The organism is Pseudanabaena sp. PCC 6802, from assembly GCF_000332175.1.
GTDB lineage: Bacteria > Cyanobacteriota > Cyanobacteriia > Pseudanabaenales > Pseudanabaenaceae > PCC-6802.
Genome location: NZ_KB235914.1, coordinates 2,843,418 through 2,858,980 on the forward strand (window position 1 = coordinate 2,843,418; position 15,563 = coordinate 2,858,980).

Genomic DNA, 15,563 nt, shown 5'->3' on the forward strand with positions numbered 1-15,563 from the left:
CGATTTCAATCGCCAAGCACTTCTTTGGCATGGATATCTAATTGGGTGGAACAGTTTTAATCTTCTGCATACTTACCCCATTCATCTTCTTCATCCCAATCAGGATATTGTTTTGGGGCTTTGCCATGCGACTCTAGAATCTTTGATTTCTTGACTTTAGGATTGGGTGGCTCGACTTGCTCCAGCACGACTTGAAATTCCCAGTCATCGCCAAAATCGAAGTGGAATATCATTGTACTCCCTGGATGTAAAGGCAGATCGCCAATTCTTACGTCATCAGTGCTGGGAGACTCTTCAAGATATGGATGTCCTACTCTTGCTTCAAGGCCAAAACGGTCTTTGTAGCGATATTCATATAGATGATCGCTATCAAATTTAAAGGCATTAAGAATAGCATAACTCAAATCGTCTAAGCTAAGTTGGGAGGGAATGGCAATGCGTCGCCATGCTTTATGGAGCGTAACTTTAAACACGAAAATGCCTGTTTGGAATTCATGCTCTGCGATCGCGAGATTATTTTGCCATTCGGGGAAGTAGGGCTGAATAGCTTCCTGCCACTCCACGATCTTGGGTTCATTTTTCTCTATTGACAACATCAACTTCTCAAAATCAAAGTTGCTTGAGAGACTCGACAGCAATCCCATCATCGCGTTACCAAAGGGCAGACGTTTTATACGTTTAATGCGCCATCCTTTTCCTTCCTCTGTTTTTCCCCTTTCTATGGCAATAAATCCAAATAGTTCCAGGAGAGCGACGTTGTAGAGTTCAGGTAGCCTCAAGTCTTCCTGTCGTTGATAGTTTTCGTAGACTGCTCCTTTATCGGGAATCCGCGACCAAAAGAGGAGGATTTTCGTCAATATGCCGAGAGGTTCGTAATAGCCACCGATCGCTTCGGGATTAGCCCTCTGTAGCCAAATTCCCAAGAGGTTAAAATAGCGCTCTGTAGGATTGAGAGTTTCCCACAATCGCATCGCTTCTGGATCTAGCGTTAGAATTTGTTTTTTGCCTTGAGTAGCGAGCAATGCTAATCCCGACGATCTCAGGAGGAGATATAAACCATTGATATATGGATATGACTTTAGAACTGGGCGACTGAGTTTGATATCAATGGGGTGAGAGAGTTTTTGATTGATATCGGCCAGCGATCGCATTGGCAATAGATTTTTCACCCCACTGAGTGCTATGCCATTGGGTTGCAAAAGCTCCAGCAAGATCTGAAAATCGTGCAAGATGGCACCAGGACTATCTTCGGCGATCGCTTGTTGGTGCAATAGCTGTTTGTGCGCGTCTGTGAGGGGTTGGGATTTGATGAGCGGGCTAAACATATGGGGTAACGCCTGGAAAACGCGATCGATATTAAGTTTATGGCAATCCCGCTGGTAAGAGCAAAATTCGTATTAAAATTTCAGATTCCCAAGCAGCTCGAGCCGAGCATAGCTGCCTTGCCATTTAAAAAAGCGATTTGCTTTTCTAAATCAATTATGATGCACGATATTGCGCTCGCTCTGTTCATTAATCGATTTGAATTTAAGCTTGCTGTCTAAAATCATTTCCACAGATCTGGAACACTACCGTGATGCACTGCGATCGCACTTGAATCTGTGGTACCAAAGAAGATAATGCCTGCTAAACCTCCGAAAATAGGAGGAATGCCAAACAGTAGCGCTAGAATCAACCCAGTATTAAGTTTAGCTTTGAGTTTTAGCACTGTAGCTGTTGTTTGCTCGACAATTTTCACAATCCCCCACCTTAGGTTCAATTGTAAATATCATACTGCAATTGCCAGGTTTCAGCTATCCTAGAAACGTACCTTCATTGGGTAAATCGAGCTATGGTTGCCACATCCGATCGCATCTTGATGACCGCCGAGGAATATCTGGCTTGGGAACCAACCCAGGAAGGCCGCCATGAATATTGGGATGGCGAAGTAGTCGCCATGAGTGGCGGTACTCGCAACCACAATCGCGTTTCTGGAAATTTCTTTAATCTTCTAGATAATGCCCTTGTCGATCGCCCTTGTGATGTTTACATTGTTGATGTCAAAGTTCAAGTAGAACCAGGGCGGAAGTACTTTTATCCTGATGTCGTAGTTACTTGCGACGATCGCGATCGCGATACCCAGATCGTACAATTCCCGTGCTTGGTTGTGGAAGTTCTATCACCCTCTACTGAAGCGATCGACCGAGGCATCAAATTTGCTAAATATCGTCAATTTGCCACACTGCAAGAATATATCCTGGTGCAAGTCGAACAACCAGGCGTGGAGGTTTTCCGACGTAACGAGCGAGGCCAGTGGGTACTGTCGGAGTATGCTTTAGGCGATCGCCTGCACCTCGAATCTGTAGGCGTAGAATTGGCGATCGCCGACCTGTATCGTCAAGTGCAGTTTGAGAACACTAATTTAGAATTCAGTGGATGAGATAGGGCTAAGATAAGGAAGCGAATGTACGATGGGATCGGCGATATCTGGTTAATTAACGATCGCCCAAAAAACTGCCTAAATACTCCGCAGAACCGAAACCGACCAGCTAAGATTAAGTAGTGTTAAGTTTGTTAAACCTACCTATGCCGCAAAGTTCGCCAAGCTACACTACTACCTGGATCGACAGTGTCAGCAAAGTTGCCCCCGAAGTTTGGAATGCTTTAGCCAAGCCCCTCAAAACCCCATTCTTTGAATGGGAATGGCTGACGAACCTGGAGTCCTCCGGTAGCGCCTCCGCCCAACAAGGCTGGCTGCCCCATCACCTGCTGGTGTGGGCGGGAAACGATCTTGCGGCGATCGCGCCGCTTTACCTCAAAGGCCATAGCTATGGCGAATTTGTCTTCGACCACCAGTGGGCAGATTTAGCCCATCGCCTCGGCATCGAATATTATCCCAAACTGCTTGGTATGGCTCCCTTTACGCCTGCTGAGGGTTATCGCTTTCTGATGCTACCCGATCGCCCTGATGAAGATAAACTAATCGATCTGATCGTGTCTGAAATCGATCGCTTTTGCGATCGGCAGAATATTTCTAGCTGTCACTTCCTCTACATCGATCCAGAATGGAAATCTAAATTGGAGTCGCGCGGCTATACGGCATGGCTGCATCACAGTTACATTTGGGAAAATCAACGCTTTAGTAACTTCGACGACTATCTCAAAAATTTTAATGCGAATCAACGCCGCAATATCAAACGCGAGCGCAAGGCGGTTAATAACGCTGGCCTCACCATGCGCGTGTATACAGGCGATGGGATTCCACATCATCTATTTAGCTTTATGTACGACCTCTACAGCGATACCTGCGATAAGTTTGGCTGGTGGGGCAGCAAATATCTCAATCGCAAATTCTTTGAGCAGTTGGAGCATTCCTTTCGCGATCGCGTCGTCTTTGTCGCCGCCGAAGCTGAGGGGATATCCAAACCAGTTGGCATGTCATTTTGCATTCGTAAAGGCGATCGGCTCTACGGTCGTTACTGGGGTTGCATGCAGGAGATCGAGTGCTTGCACTTTGATGCTTGCTACTATACGCCTATTGACTGGGCGATCGCGGAGGGCATTCAGGTATTCGATCCGGGGGCGGGTGGCAGGCACAAAAAGCGGCGCGGTTTTCCAGCCTTGCCCAATTACAGTCTGCATCGATTCTATCGCCCTCGACTGCGCCAAATTCTACTGCCCCATATCCATGAAGTAAATGAATACGAGCGGCAGCAGATCGAAGCCATCAATCAAGATCTGCCGTTTGATTTTAACCCGCCCGCGCTAGATTCCTGCGGCTAGCGATAAGACAGATCTGTTAGGACGGGGTGCAGGGGTTCTACCCTTGCACCCCGTCCTAAGCCTATTGGCTATAGCTATAATTCGTGCTACACGAAGCGGCTGAGTTGGACGCGGTAGCGATTTTTCTTAGTTACGGCAATTTCACCGACGGTAAGCCGTCCTTTACCCCGAATCGCAATCAGATCGCCACTTTTGAGCTGATAGCTGGGCTGAGAGACGGTTTTCCAATTGACGCGCACATCTTCGCCAGAGATCAGGTCAACCATCTTGCTGCGGGACATGCCAAAACCGAACGAAGCGATCGCATCTAACCTTAATGATGCTTCTACGGTCGAGAGTTCTTTCTGCTGGGGCAGACGCACCTTTAAATCTGCCAGATCGATCGATCGCACTCGCACTGGTACCGTTCGCACCTGCGCGAGATTCATTTCCAAATACGGTACTAGTTCAGGTACCAGAATAGCTTGCGCGCCCTTTTCGCCAAGAACAATCAAGTCGCCTACCTTCTGACGTTCGATTCCAGTGCCAAGCAGCGCACCCAAAAAATCTCTATGGGAAGCCGGATCGAATAGAAAATTACCTGATATATCTACGGCAGCGAGTTCCACCGCATTCTGTTCTAATGGCAGCTCGGCTCTGGCGATCGCCACCCTTTGCCTTTCTGCTTGGGCGTAGCCACCCCAAGCCAGAAAATGTATCTCCGTTAGCTTGCTTAAAATTTGGGTTGCCTCTGCTAACTCAGGCGGTGAGAGAAAATCACTACAAACGATCTCCCACTTCTGCACGGCCCGATCGCCCCCATCGAGCAATCGAGCGATCGCTTCCCGATTTTCTACACCATTGAGCAAGTCCCGTGGCAGCATCTTTTATTTTCTTTCTCTAAAGCGAAACACCATTACATTCTAGCTGCAATGAGGGGAAGGAGTAGCGATCGCCCTAAATGCTGTCAGGATCGATACCGAGAGCTTTCAGGCGATCGGCCAATCTTTTAACCTTTGCTTCTGCGAGCGATCGCTCTCGTTCGGATTCTCCAAGCGATCGTAAAGTCTGACTTGACTTGGGGTCGTAAAAACGAAACCGCCGATCTGGATATAAGTGCAGATCTAATCCTAATGTCTCGCTATGCAGTGAAAAAACTCCATCAGGCAAAGTCCGAGATACAATCTCTACATACTTCCCATCCTCCAGCCGCAATCCTTTCAACGATGCTGGTTTCAAATACTCCCCCATCGGGTCATACTGAAAGTATTCTTTCACCCCTAAAGTTCGATAGAGCAATGGGTTATCATCTCGGTCTTTGCTGACAGTCCCTTTAGAAGTGATTTCTAAAACAAAATCCGGTACTTTGTTGTTCTCTAGCCATAGCTTGTAACTGGTGCGATCTGACTTATTACTACCAAATACTACAAACGTGTCCGGTGCCACCTTTTTGTCAGGGTTGCCTTCTTCATAATAGATAAACAAATTGCCTGAAACATAGACATTCTCTTGTGACTCGAACCAAACTTTGAGTGATTCAGTTGTATAGCTGAGATTACGTCTTTGTTTATCGCCTTCTGGCATTGGCTCAAAGTCCTCTTCCAGGTATTCTATTATAGGGTTTAGCTTGGGTTGACTAGAGACTGTCATAGGGCTACTCCAGGACTCCTGCGATCTAGATCTAACTTAACATACGTAGCGACTGGGGCAGCACTGCCCATAACAGCTAGAGTGAAGCCTCTCTGCGATCGCCTTACCTACACTCCAGAATCAGGAAATCTCGTTGGCAATCTGCTATATAGTTGTCACATTAGATCCACAAGCGATCCCAACAACGTCTATGAATACGCAGAACTACGAGTTCAATGACTCAGAAAACAGTATATTTGCTGATGTCGCTACCAAAATGAGAGCCGTTGGCTTTATCAGCATGTTCTTTGGCTCGGTGGGAGCTGTACTGAGCCTCTTTCTCTTGTCACAGGCTAAAGAACCCCGTGCCACTCACCAAGCCATCCTGGGAATCATCCAGGGAGGTTATTTTCTCTTGATTGGAACCTGGACGAGTAATGCTGGCTCGTCGTTTAAGCAAATTGTCGATAGTAGAGGGAAAGATATTAGTAACCTCATGGATGCTATGAGATCCCTCAGGAAACTGTATACGCTGCAATACTGGCTGCTGGCCTTGGCAATGGTGGTTGTTGTATTTGCTGCGATCGCCAGCTTTTTAGCAGGACTGAAAGTGTAGCTCGCAGTGCTTGCAACATAGGTTTTAAAAAAGCCGTCTCCCTGCCCCTCTGCCTCCTATAGCGCTAGGCAAATTCAAAGTTTTACGGTAAATTTTGAGGTTTGGCAACGCCGTGAGTTAATAATTCGGTGTTGTATTGGGTATTATATAAATATTAAGATATGTAAACTCCTACCCGATCGCACACAACTGATGCAAACACTAATGCAAACAAAATCTATGACTGGAAATCCGCCTGCAAAGATTGGCAAACCGATGGAGGCTTTTGTTTTAGAGAAGGCGACATTACGTCATTGTCAACTACAACTTGAAGGTTTTGATAAACCCGTAGCAGGCATCGAGTACAAAGGCGAGTACTACAGTTTTTTCAGATTTTTGACCACATGGGATGAAGCTGAAAAAATTGCCAACCGTCTCAAAGGCACTTGCGTAATCACGCCAGTTAAAAAAGGTTGGGTAATTTGGGCTTACGAATATTAGTCAGTGTCTGGCGTGCTGTGGAGAATTTTTTGATGAGTTGGCAACCCTCAAAATACTTCCCAGCAATCGATATTTAAACTGGCCGACAACTCAACTTACCAGGTATTAGCTATTAACGGTGCCAGTTAGGGGGGAACTGGCACTAGCGTAGGCTTTAATTGGAATGCGCCCAGCTAAATAAGCCATTCTGCCCGCCTCCGCAGCCATTCTCATGCCAGTTGCCATACTTACCGGATCGCTAGCCTGGGCGATCGCCGTATTAATCAACAACGCATCTGCACCCATTTCCATTGCTGCTGCCGCTTCGCTGGGCACCCCAATCCCAGCATCTACTACTACGGGAACTTGGGCGCGATCGATAATAATGGCGATATTGGCGGCATTTTTAATGCCCTGCCCCGATCCAATCGGCGAACCGAGCGGCATCACGGTCGCACAGCCAATTTCTTCTAAGGCTTTTGCTAAGAGCGGGTCAGCATTGATGTAAGGCAGAACGGCAAAACCTTCTTTGACTAGTTGTTCGGCAGCGCGATAAGTACCAATTGGATCTGGGAGTAAATACTTGGCATCGGGAATTACTTCCAGCTTCACGAAATTGTTGTCCTCCTGCCCGAGGATCTTAGCCATTTCTCTCCCCAGCCGCGCCACCCGCACTGCCTCCTCAGCAGTCTGGCATCCCGCCGTGTTTGGTAATAACCAGTATTTGCTCCAGTCCAGCGCTTCTGCTAAACCCTCGTGACCTGGTGCATTAGTTTGCACCCGCCGCACTGCTACCGTGACGATTTCGCTACCGCTAGCAGCGATCGCCGCTCGCATGACTTCAAAATTGGTATATTTACCCGTACCAGTCATTAAGCGCGAGTTAAACTTCCGTCCTGCAATTTCTAGCTGCTTAATTCCAAGATCGGAGCCAGAAGTAGGGGTGTTTTCAGGCGATATAGTGGTGGGCTGTAACTGTGTAGGCATGAATTTAAGCGCGATCGATTCAGAAAACAAGTCCAGTCTAACCTGGATTATTCACGGGCAATGCAAATTGGGGAGAAAAAAGAGCTTGAAACTCTGGCTACAGCGGTTTTCAGATTGGAAAGAGTAGAAGGTTTGGGGCAACGCCCCCAAGAAGGAGTAGAACCCCTTCACCCCCAAAAATAAAACCCGTTCTCAGGTAAAAATAGTTTTATGCGAGCCAATCCGTTCGCTGCAATTGGTAAACGAGGCAGTCGTCATCGCCAAACTGGCGGCGCTCGACGAATTGGAAGCCCAGTCGTTCGTAGAAGCGGATGGCACGAGTGTTGCTGGCTAGCGGATCGATCAGTACGGCTGTTACAGCAGGATCGGCAAAACAGCGTTTGAGGGCGAGCTGCATCATTTTGGTGCCGTAACCTTTGCCCAAATCGCTTTCTTCCCCAATCCAGATGTCTATAGCGCGGAGATTTTCAGCAACATCGCCCCAATAGTGGCTATCCTCGCGCGCTGGGTCGATAATCTGGATAAATCCAATGGGGCGATCGCCTAGTTCTGCAATCAGTTGCTCGCGCCAGTCAGGGTTGCGATGCAGTTCCACCTCCCAATCCCAGTCATCGTTGGGGTCTGATGCAATTACTTGCGGTTGCTCGTCCCAATGTCGCAGTAGATCCAGATCGTCGGGGGTAGCGGGGCGTAAGGTTACAATCATGGTATTTGATAAAAAATATAAATTTAGCGCATACCCACTATGCACTGGATGAAGAGCTAGATAAACTGAGAAAAGTCGAATATTAATAATTTTCGATGAAGCTAAAAAAGTAGGTGCTTCTATGACTACCCAATAGATAATGTTGGAATTACAACGATTTTGGCGCGCAATAAAGACGGTATGTCTAAATTTCCTTGGCTGCGATCGCTAGTTTTGCTGATCGTATTTGGTTCTGTGGCTGGTGCGATGCTGGCGATCTGCGAGCGTCTCATTTGGATCTATAGCGCGATCGCTACCTCTTCCCCCCTGTTGGCAGGATTGGTAGTCTTGCTACTAGCAGGGTTGTTAGCGGGATTATTTTGGGTAATTTGGCGCTATTTCAATTTGTTTCAGCGTCGCCCTAAAAAGCCGCGCCCCGAGCCTCAGGTATCTAGCAATAAGGTAGAAGCTGCAGAAGATAGCTTGCAAGCACTCCAGAAACAGGTAAGCCAAATTCAAGATGAGGTAATGCGGCGATCGCTGCTAGAGCGCTCTGAGGAATTACGCCAAAACATTGCACGACCGGAATTTCAGGTTGTCTTATTCGGTGTCGGTTCGGCGGGCAAAACCTCGTTGGTGAACGCGCTCCTCGGCGAGCAAATCGGCGATGTGGGCGCGCCTATGGGTACGACAAAGGCAGGGCAGGTATATGGGCCAATTAAGATTAAGGGGTTGAAATTTCCGATCGCGATTACAGATAGCCCAGGTATTTTGGAGGCAGGCGTAGCGGGCACTAAACGCGAAGGTTTGGCACGTCGGCTTGCCACAGAAGCAGATTTACTTTTGTTTATGGTCGATGACGATCTGCGCTCTTCTGAATACGAACCGCTCAAAGCTTTAGCAAAAATCGGCAAGCGATCGCTGCTACTGTTCAACAAAACCGATCGCTACACAAAGAAGGATCGCGAAATTTTGCTCGAACGCCTGCGCCAGAGAGTGAGGGAGTTTATCGCACCAGAGGATGCGATCGCGATCGCGGCTCGACCTGCTCCCCTCACCCTGGAATCCGGCGAAACTGTAACCCCACCACCACGCCTCCAGGCCTTACTAGATCGAATGGTCGAGGTTCTCCGTCGTGAAGGTGACGAGCTGGTTGCCGATAACGTTTTGCTGCAATCGCAGCGACTGGGTGAAGAGGCACGCACGGCAATTAATGCCCAACGCCAGGCGCAGGCTGACAAGGCGATCGAACGTTTCCAGTGGTTAGCAGCAGGTGTAATTTTTGCCACGCCATTACCTGTCGTGGATTTACTGGCAACGGCGGCGGTAAACGCGCAGATGGTGGTTGAAATTGCGAAGATATACGGCTGCGACATCGATTTAGAACGCAGCAAGGAATTAGTATCTTCTTTAACAACAACTTTAGCAAGTCTGGGAATTGTTAAAGGGGTAGTCCAAATTGTGAGCGCGGCAATTTCAGTGACGGTAGTTGGTTATTTACTCAAGGCAACCGTACAGGCGATCGCGGGAGCATACCTTACTCGCATTGCTGGTAAAAGCTTTATCGAATATTTCAGTCGCAATCAAGATTGGGGAGATGGCGGTATTGCTGAAGTCGTACAGCGTCAGTTCCAACTCAACCGCCGCGATGAATTTATGAAGTCTTTTGTGAAAGAAGCAATGAGTCGCGTCATGCAGCTATCAAAGATATCAGAGGAGGTTTGAGAATCTCGGGCGCAATACGGGCGCAATAGTATAATTATGGCTGCGGATTCTAGATGCTTCGATCTGGTATAGGGAACAATTCTCTCCATGTATAGCCATAGGCAGATCTGTTAGGACAGGGGGGTGTGGGGGCTGCGCCCCCACGCAGGGGTGGAACCCCTGCACCCCGCCCTAAGCCTGTTGGCTATAGCTATAAGTTTACGTTATTCTCAAAATATTATGCAATTAGATAACATCTCGGATCGTAATTTCTCCCTAAATCAAGGCCAATTCCCAGCTAGGGACTATGTCTCGCCAGGTTTAAAAACAATCAAACCAGATACATGCTTCCCTCACATGATCGTTGGAGATACTCATACGTGTGGATGGCGGTATCTGCGTCGCGAGATTCCACATAATTGGTACGTCGATCGAAGATGCCAATCCATCGGATTCCTCAGTCGCGATGAAGCCCATATTCTATACAACAATGCCCTCCAGTTTGCAGGCAAAAGAGCATTGGAAATTGGTTGTTGGATGGGATGGTCGGCTTGCCATCTGGCATTAGCAGGCGTGAACCTGGATGTTATCGATCCTTTACTATCGCGATCGCCAAATCAGGAAAGCACGATCGGTTCATTGGAGTCCGCTTCTAAAACATTTGGCACGTTTGGGAAAGAAGTAACTCTTATGGCTGGATATAGCCCTCAAAAAGTAGACGAACTAGCAGCACAGAAACAGCGTCGGTGGTCGCTGATCTTTATCGATGGCAACCACGATGCACCCTATCCTTTGAACGATGCCATTACCTGCGAGAAATATGCCGAACCCGATGCCATGATTCTCTTCCACGATCTCGCATCTCCTGATGTTGCACAGGGGCTGGATTATCTTCGCGATCGCGGTTGGAATACGATGATTTATCAAACCATGCAAATCATGGGCGTGGCATGGCGCGGTAACGTCACGCCAGTCGAACACATACCCGATCCAAATGTAGATTGGCAGATGCCAGAGCATTTACGGCAGTACGTTGTCAGTGGGAGTGGTAAAATCACTGGCTCATCTATTCATGAAGAAGAGTTTCAAGCAATACTCTCTCTAATTCGCCCTTTTACTCTTTTGAGCGATCGACGGCTGTTTTCCCTTTATTCCCTTACTAAGCAAGCTTGCTCGAGCGATCGTCCTGGTAATATCGTTGAATGCGGTAGTTACAAGGGTGGAGCGGCGGCACTGATGGCAGCGGTAGTCAAGCGCTACAGTCAAAGGTCAAGATATGTATATGCTTGCGATACATTTGAAGGTATGCCCGATCCAACTGAAGTAGATCGTCATAATGGCATACCTGCTAACAATACTGGCTTTGGGGTCGGCACTCTCAAAGCACCGATAGAGGAGAACTTAACTAAAGTTTGTCAAATCCTTGATGTTATGGGTATTGTCAAACCAGTTAAGGGACTTTTTGCCGAAACATTACCTATTCATAAGCAAGAAATTGGCGATATCGTTTTACTACATGCTGATGGAGACTGGTATGAGTCTACTATGGATATCTTTAATAACCTTTACGATCGCGTTATAACAGGCGGTGCAATTCAAATTGATGATTACGGTCATTGGGAAGGCTGTCGCAAAGCCGTGCACGATTTTGAGCACCTGCACGGTCAGTCTTTCGATTTGCAAAAAATTGATTATACTGGTGTATGGTTTTTTAAAAAATAACTGGCTTACTAGTTGATGTTACGGCGAGTCAATTAAATTGCGGTAAAGATAAGGATCGGCAACTATCTGATAGGTAATGCCTCGATATTTCAGATTAATTATCGCCTCGACTGCTACAGGCATTTTAATTTGATTTTGTTTTGTAATATTTGCACCTCTATACTTACCAGTTGGCTCATTTGAGGTAATCTCGATTGCCAAGGGGTTGCACATCTCGGCTGGATGCATTTCACGCCTGCGCGTATATTAGACACCGCGATACTTTAGTTGTGTTGATGTTTGTAATAAAGGATGGACTTCGATCTCTTCAATATCTAGAGACAAGTGCATATATTTCTCCTTGGTCTTTGAAAGGTGTTCTAATTTCCCGAAACCAGAACAAAATAAGTTCTATGCTTCTGTTATATGACTTGAAACTAGAACGAACAATACAGAAAAGTTAAGGAATTTACAGGTGGCGATCGCCTTAACTTTTCAACCTGACACCAAATCCGCGTTAATTACCCCTAAGAGCCTGGCGACTGGAAGTCGCGGCTACACAAACAAAGTCTGCCTGCGCAGACTCTAAGAAATGGGGGTGACAAACCAGAATTTGGTATGAGACCTAAGCCGATTGTCTGCACGCATTATGAGGTTTACTAATCCCCCAGAGCTGACTTACTGCCGAACTGGACTCGAAAAGTTTTGATTTCGTAGGGCTGAAATTCACAGGAGAACTGGTGAAGCGAGCGTGCAATTGTCTCGCCAAAATCCCTCTCCATCAAATCGCACTCTACCACTGTTTTTATCTCCGAACTAAAAGCAACCTCAGTTGTTACTCTTTCTCCATGCGCTTCATACAGTCGCACAATCCAGCCGGAGGTATCTTCAGCCAATTTGAACGCAGAGAGCACGATCGCTTTTGAAGATATGGAGAGGAAGCTCCAACAATCGCGATCGTCATCTTGCCCTGTGGGTCTACTGGGGAAAATCTCCAACGGATTGTTGAGATTGTAGCCCTCGCGAACGATTTGGGCATGTTGCCAGCTACCTTGATGTGGCAATAGCCTGTAGGTAAATTCGCTAACGCCGCGATCGGCATGGAGGGCTGGCCAGTTAGGGCTGCGCAGTAAAGTCAGGCGAAGCCGATCTGGTTTGGCATCATAGCCATATTTGCAATCATTCAGAACGCTCAACCCTATGCCGTCACTGCTGAGGTCAGCCCAAAACTGAGCGGGAACCTCAAATTTAGCTCTGGCCTCCGGTGTCTCTGCCATCGTGCTACGGGCGATCGCTCCCATAGGAATTTCATAGGTGGCAAAGGGAGCGGAAAATGATAGGGGGAATGCCATTTTGACCAGTACGCGATCTTCTTGCCAATCCACTATATTTTTGACAGTTACGTAGGCACTATAGGCATCCAGGTAAATATCCTGTTGGAAGCGAGATCGACCAAACCTTTTGACAATGCTGAGCGATACTCGAATGGGACCTTGTTCTTGGATTATGAGCGATTCCAGTTGAGCGTTTGGTAGTTGCTTGCTCTCATAGGCTGGATCGATATTCCAGGCATCCCAGTATTGACCGCGATCGCTGAAGAATTGTAATTCGCATGACTTGCCAAGCAATGAATTGTTATAGCGCTTATCGAAAATTTGGTCTATATCACCTGTTTGGGAATTAATTGTAACTTTGAGATATTGATTCTCAAGATAAATTTCAGGGTTTAGTTCTGAGCTTGTGATGCTTACAGGGGGGATTGGCGCTACAAAGCGATCGCTTTCTGCTGGGAGAATTTGGTAATTGGCGAAGCCAAAGCTGGGAATGTCCTTAGCGATGATGAGTATACCTTTCTCAGTTTTTTGGATTGGTAAAAGCTCTGGCGACGGGTTAGCTAGATTAGCGACTGATGCGAGACCGAACTGTAAGTTTTTGGCTCTGTCGTCATCCTCATAATTAAGAGTCGCAGGATCGCTAGGGTTTTGTCCCCCCTTCCCCAAAGGAGAGGGACTAGGGGAGAGGGCTGCAATTTCTATAACCTCCGTTCGCGACCAATTCAGGAAATTCCAAATTGCTATTGACAATGGCAATGATGAATCTTGTAGGGGCAAATCCTCTGTGTTTATCCCGAGGTTTGGAGCAGGCACAGGGGCACTGCCCCTACAGATATTTGGGTACATTTTTTCATGGGGATCGCCTAAGACTTGCGCGATTATCGATTGACAAAGACGAGCGACCTCATCCCATACCAAATCTGCGTCGTGAAATACCTCAGGGATGGATGTGCCGGGGAGAATATCGTGAAACTGATTTAACATTAGACCCTGCCAAGCTTTGTTTAGTGCTGGTTGTGGGTACGCTGCTTGTTGCGCGATCGCGGCGATCGCACGTATCTTCTCAGTATTAGCAATCAGAATTTCTGCTCTGCGGTGCTTGCGCTTCTGATCGGCTTTAGTCGTGTAGGTGCCGCGATGGAATTCCAAATACAGTTCGTCTTGCCAGCAGGGAATACTGCTCTCATCCATTTCCTGTTTGAGCTTTAGAATGAAATCCTCCGCTGTCGATGACTCTAGAGTAAAGAACAAATCGGATTTACTCCATTCGCGCCCTAGATCCAGCATATCCGCTGTAGGGCCGCCGCCGCGATCGCCCACGCCATAGAGCCAGAGACATTCTGGGATACTATGTTTTTGTTCCTGTTGTGAAAGAAATTTGGCGATCGCTACTGGCTCGATACCCAAACCAATTTCGTTACTAAAGTATGTGAAGATTTTGCTACCATCCAAGCCCTGCCACCAGAATATTTGATGTGGGAATTTATTTGTATCGTTCCAGGTCAGCTTTTGGGTGATAAAAGCGACAAATCCACTTTTACTCAGGATCTGCGGTAACTGCCAGTTGAACCCAAAGGTATCGGGCAGCCAGGCAATCCTACTATCCCTTCCAAATTTTTCACGGAAATATTGCTTGCCGTAGAGAATTTGTCGAATTAGGGATTCCCCGTTCGGCAAATTGCAATCCGGCTCCACCCACATGCTACCGATTGGTTCCCATTTCCCTGCCCGTACTGATGTCTGAATCTGCGCGAAAAGTTCGGGATATTCCTCTTCCATCCACAGATAGGAAAGTGCCGTGCTTTGATTGAAAATTAACTCGGGGTAATCCTTCTGTAACTGCAATGCCGAACTGAACGTACGCTGCATGACATCCTTCGTCTCCGCGATCGCCCAGAGCCACGCCACGTCAATATGGGCATTTCCCAACAAATAAACCTTTCTGTGCTTGAGAAATTCACCAATCGGCAGCAGCGATCGCCGGATCTCTGCTAGTTCAGATAACCATTCGCTGTCAATACCTTGGGAATTAGCCTTCGCTAGCAACCTCTCAAGCTGGGATGCGCTTGCGTCCAGGTTGAAGTTCCGATCGAGCAATTGCGGTAAGTAGGCTTGAATTATACCCAGTTCTGTTGCTAATTTACCGGGATCGCAAGGCAGATGCGGATATTCAAATAGAATTTCCGACTTTTGCAAGGCACCGCGATCGTGTTTGGGCGCAATGAGGTTGAGGGTAAAGGTAAAGGTGCGCTCGGGTTCGATATTTTGGGCGAGGAGAAGACGACATTTCTGATCGAATAGATCGCCAGTGTGTATCCTATTACCGTCAATAAATATTTCAGCTAGGGATGCCCACCAGAGTAAACTCAATCGCAAAGTCGCACCCTGAATGGATAAACCGTTGACGGATTTTGGTACTTGCCAGGTTTGTTGGCAGCAAATGCGATCGCCCAGCTCGAGCATCAACATGCCTTTCTCATTCAGCGGTATAGGCTGAGAGTTAGGATCGGCTCCCCGCTCATGCCAATCCGATAAAATACCGATCTGAGCAAAGGAGCGCAGGTTACCGATAATTTGGTCTAATCGCTGTGAAATATCCAAATCCTTTGCCTCTTTATCTATGCAAGATTATGCCAAATCCCAATACATTAACCCCTTTTCTTGCAGTCTGCGTAGGCAGACTTTGTTTCTATAGCTGCGACTTCTA

14 protein-coding genes are annotated in these 15,563 nt (G+C 47.3%); 6 read left to right on the forward strand and 8 right to left on the reverse strand.

Annotated features, from left to right (window positions below; translation table 11 throughout):
- Nucleotides 1-56: 56 nt before the first annotated feature.
- Both PSE6802_RS0118710 and PSE6802_RS0118720 read right to left on the reverse strand, forming a co-directional pair.
- Entirely contained in the window at nt 57-1,325 is a 1,269-nt protein-coding gene (locus PSE6802_RS0118710; RefSeq protein WP_019501568.1) for a plasmid pRiA4b ORF-3 family protein, read from the reverse strand.
- Nucleotides 1,326-1,546: 221 nt separating this feature from the next.
- A complete protein-coding gene (locus PSE6802_RS0118720) occupies nt 1,547-1,738 on the reverse strand; it encodes a hypothetical protein (protein WP_019501570.1) in 192 nt (63 codons plus the stop codon).
- 93 nt (nt 1,739-1,831) lie between these two features.
- On the opposite strand from PSE6802_RS0118720, the gene PSE6802_RS0118725 reads away from it, so the two are divergent.
- Together PSE6802_RS0118725 and PSE6802_RS0118730 are read left to right on the forward strand one after the other, a co-directional pair.
- A complete protein-coding gene (locus tag PSE6802_RS0118725; protein WP_019501571.1) occupies nt 1,832-2,419 on the forward strand; it encodes a Uma2 family endonuclease in 588 nt (195 codons plus the stop codon).
- Between the two features lie 146 nt (nt 2,420-2,565).
- Nucleotides 2,566-3,762: a GNAT family N-acetyltransferase gene (locus PSE6802_RS0118730; RefSeq protein WP_019501572.1), complete on the forward strand. Its 1,197-nt coding sequence runs from the start codon at nt 2,566-2,568 to the stop codon at nt 3,760-3,762.
- A gap of 86 nt (nt 3,763-3,848) precedes the next feature.
- On the opposite strand, the gene PSE6802_RS0118735 is transcribed toward PSE6802_RS0118730, so the two are convergent.
- Together PSE6802_RS0118735 and PSE6802_RS0118740 are read right to left on the reverse strand one after the other, a co-directional pair.
- Nucleotides 3,849-4,625, reverse strand: a complete 777-nt coding sequence (locus tag PSE6802_RS0118735) for a photosystem II S4 domain protein (RefSeq protein WP_019501573.1) — start codon at nt 4,623-4,625, stop codon at nt 3,849-3,851.
- A 73-nt stretch (nt 4,626-4,698) separates the two neighbouring features.
- Entirely contained in the window at nt 4,699-5,391 is a 693-nt protein-coding gene (locus PSE6802_RS0118740) for a Uma2 family endonuclease (protein ID WP_019501574.1), read from the reverse strand.
- Between the two features lie 190 nt (nt 5,392-5,581).
- Between PSE6802_RS0118740 and PSE6802_RS29635 the strand changes: the two genes are divergently transcribed.
- Both PSE6802_RS29635 and PSE6802_RS0118750 read left to right on the forward strand, forming a co-directional pair.
- On the forward strand, nt 5,582-5,986 hold the full coding sequence (locus PSE6802_RS29635) for a hypothetical protein (protein WP_019501575.1): 405 nt from the start codon (nt 5,582-5,584) through the stop codon (nt 5,984-5,986).
- Between the two features lie 204 nt (nt 5,987-6,190).
- Nucleotides 6,191-6,466 carry a hypothetical protein gene (locus PSE6802_RS0118750; protein WP_019501576.1) on the forward strand — a complete coding sequence of 92 codons (276 nt, stop codon included), beginning with the start codon at nt 6,191-6,193 and terminating at the stop codon, nt 6,464-6,466.
- Nucleotides 6,467-6,571: 105 nt separating this feature from the next.
- On the opposite strand, the gene PSE6802_RS0118755 is transcribed toward PSE6802_RS0118750, so the two are convergent.
- Nucleotides 6,572-7,432, reverse strand: a complete 861-nt coding sequence (locus PSE6802_RS0118755; protein WP_036945660.1) for a thiazole synthase — start codon at nt 7,430-7,432, stop codon at nt 6,572-6,574.
- A 208-nt stretch (nt 7,433-7,640) separates the two neighbouring features.
- Nucleotides 7,641-8,138, reverse strand: a complete 498-nt coding sequence (locus PSE6802_RS0118765) for a GNAT family N-acetyltransferase (protein WP_019501579.1) — start codon at nt 8,136-8,138, stop codon at nt 7,641-7,643.
- Between the two features lie 180 nt (nt 8,139-8,318).
- On the opposite strand from PSE6802_RS0118765, the gene PSE6802_RS0118770 reads away from it, so the two are divergent.
- Nucleotides 8,319-9,842, forward strand: coding sequence for a YcjF family protein (locus PSE6802_RS0118770; protein ID WP_019501580.1), 1,524 nt, complete (start codon nt 8,319-8,321; stop codon nt 9,840-9,842).
- Nucleotides 9,843-10,061: 219 nt separating this feature from the next.
- Entirely contained in the window at nt 10,062-11,543 is a 1,482-nt protein-coding gene (locus PSE6802_RS29640) for a class I SAM-dependent methyltransferase (protein WP_019501581.1), read from the forward strand.
- A gap of 18 nt (nt 11,544-11,561) precedes the next feature.
- On the opposite strand, the gene PSE6802_RS0118780 is transcribed toward PSE6802_RS29640, so the two are convergent.
- A complete protein-coding gene (locus PSE6802_RS0118780) occupies nt 11,562-11,771 on the reverse strand; it encodes a DUF4278 domain-containing protein (protein WP_019501582.1) in 210 nt (69 codons plus the stop codon).
- A gap of 410 nt (nt 11,772-12,181) precedes the next feature.
- Nucleotides 12,182-15,457, reverse strand: coding sequence for an alpha-mannosidase (locus PSE6802_RS0118785; protein ID WP_019501583.1), 3,276 nt, complete (start codon nt 15,455-15,457; stop codon nt 12,182-12,184).
- Between the last annotated feature and the right edge of the window lie 106 nt (nt 15,458-15,563).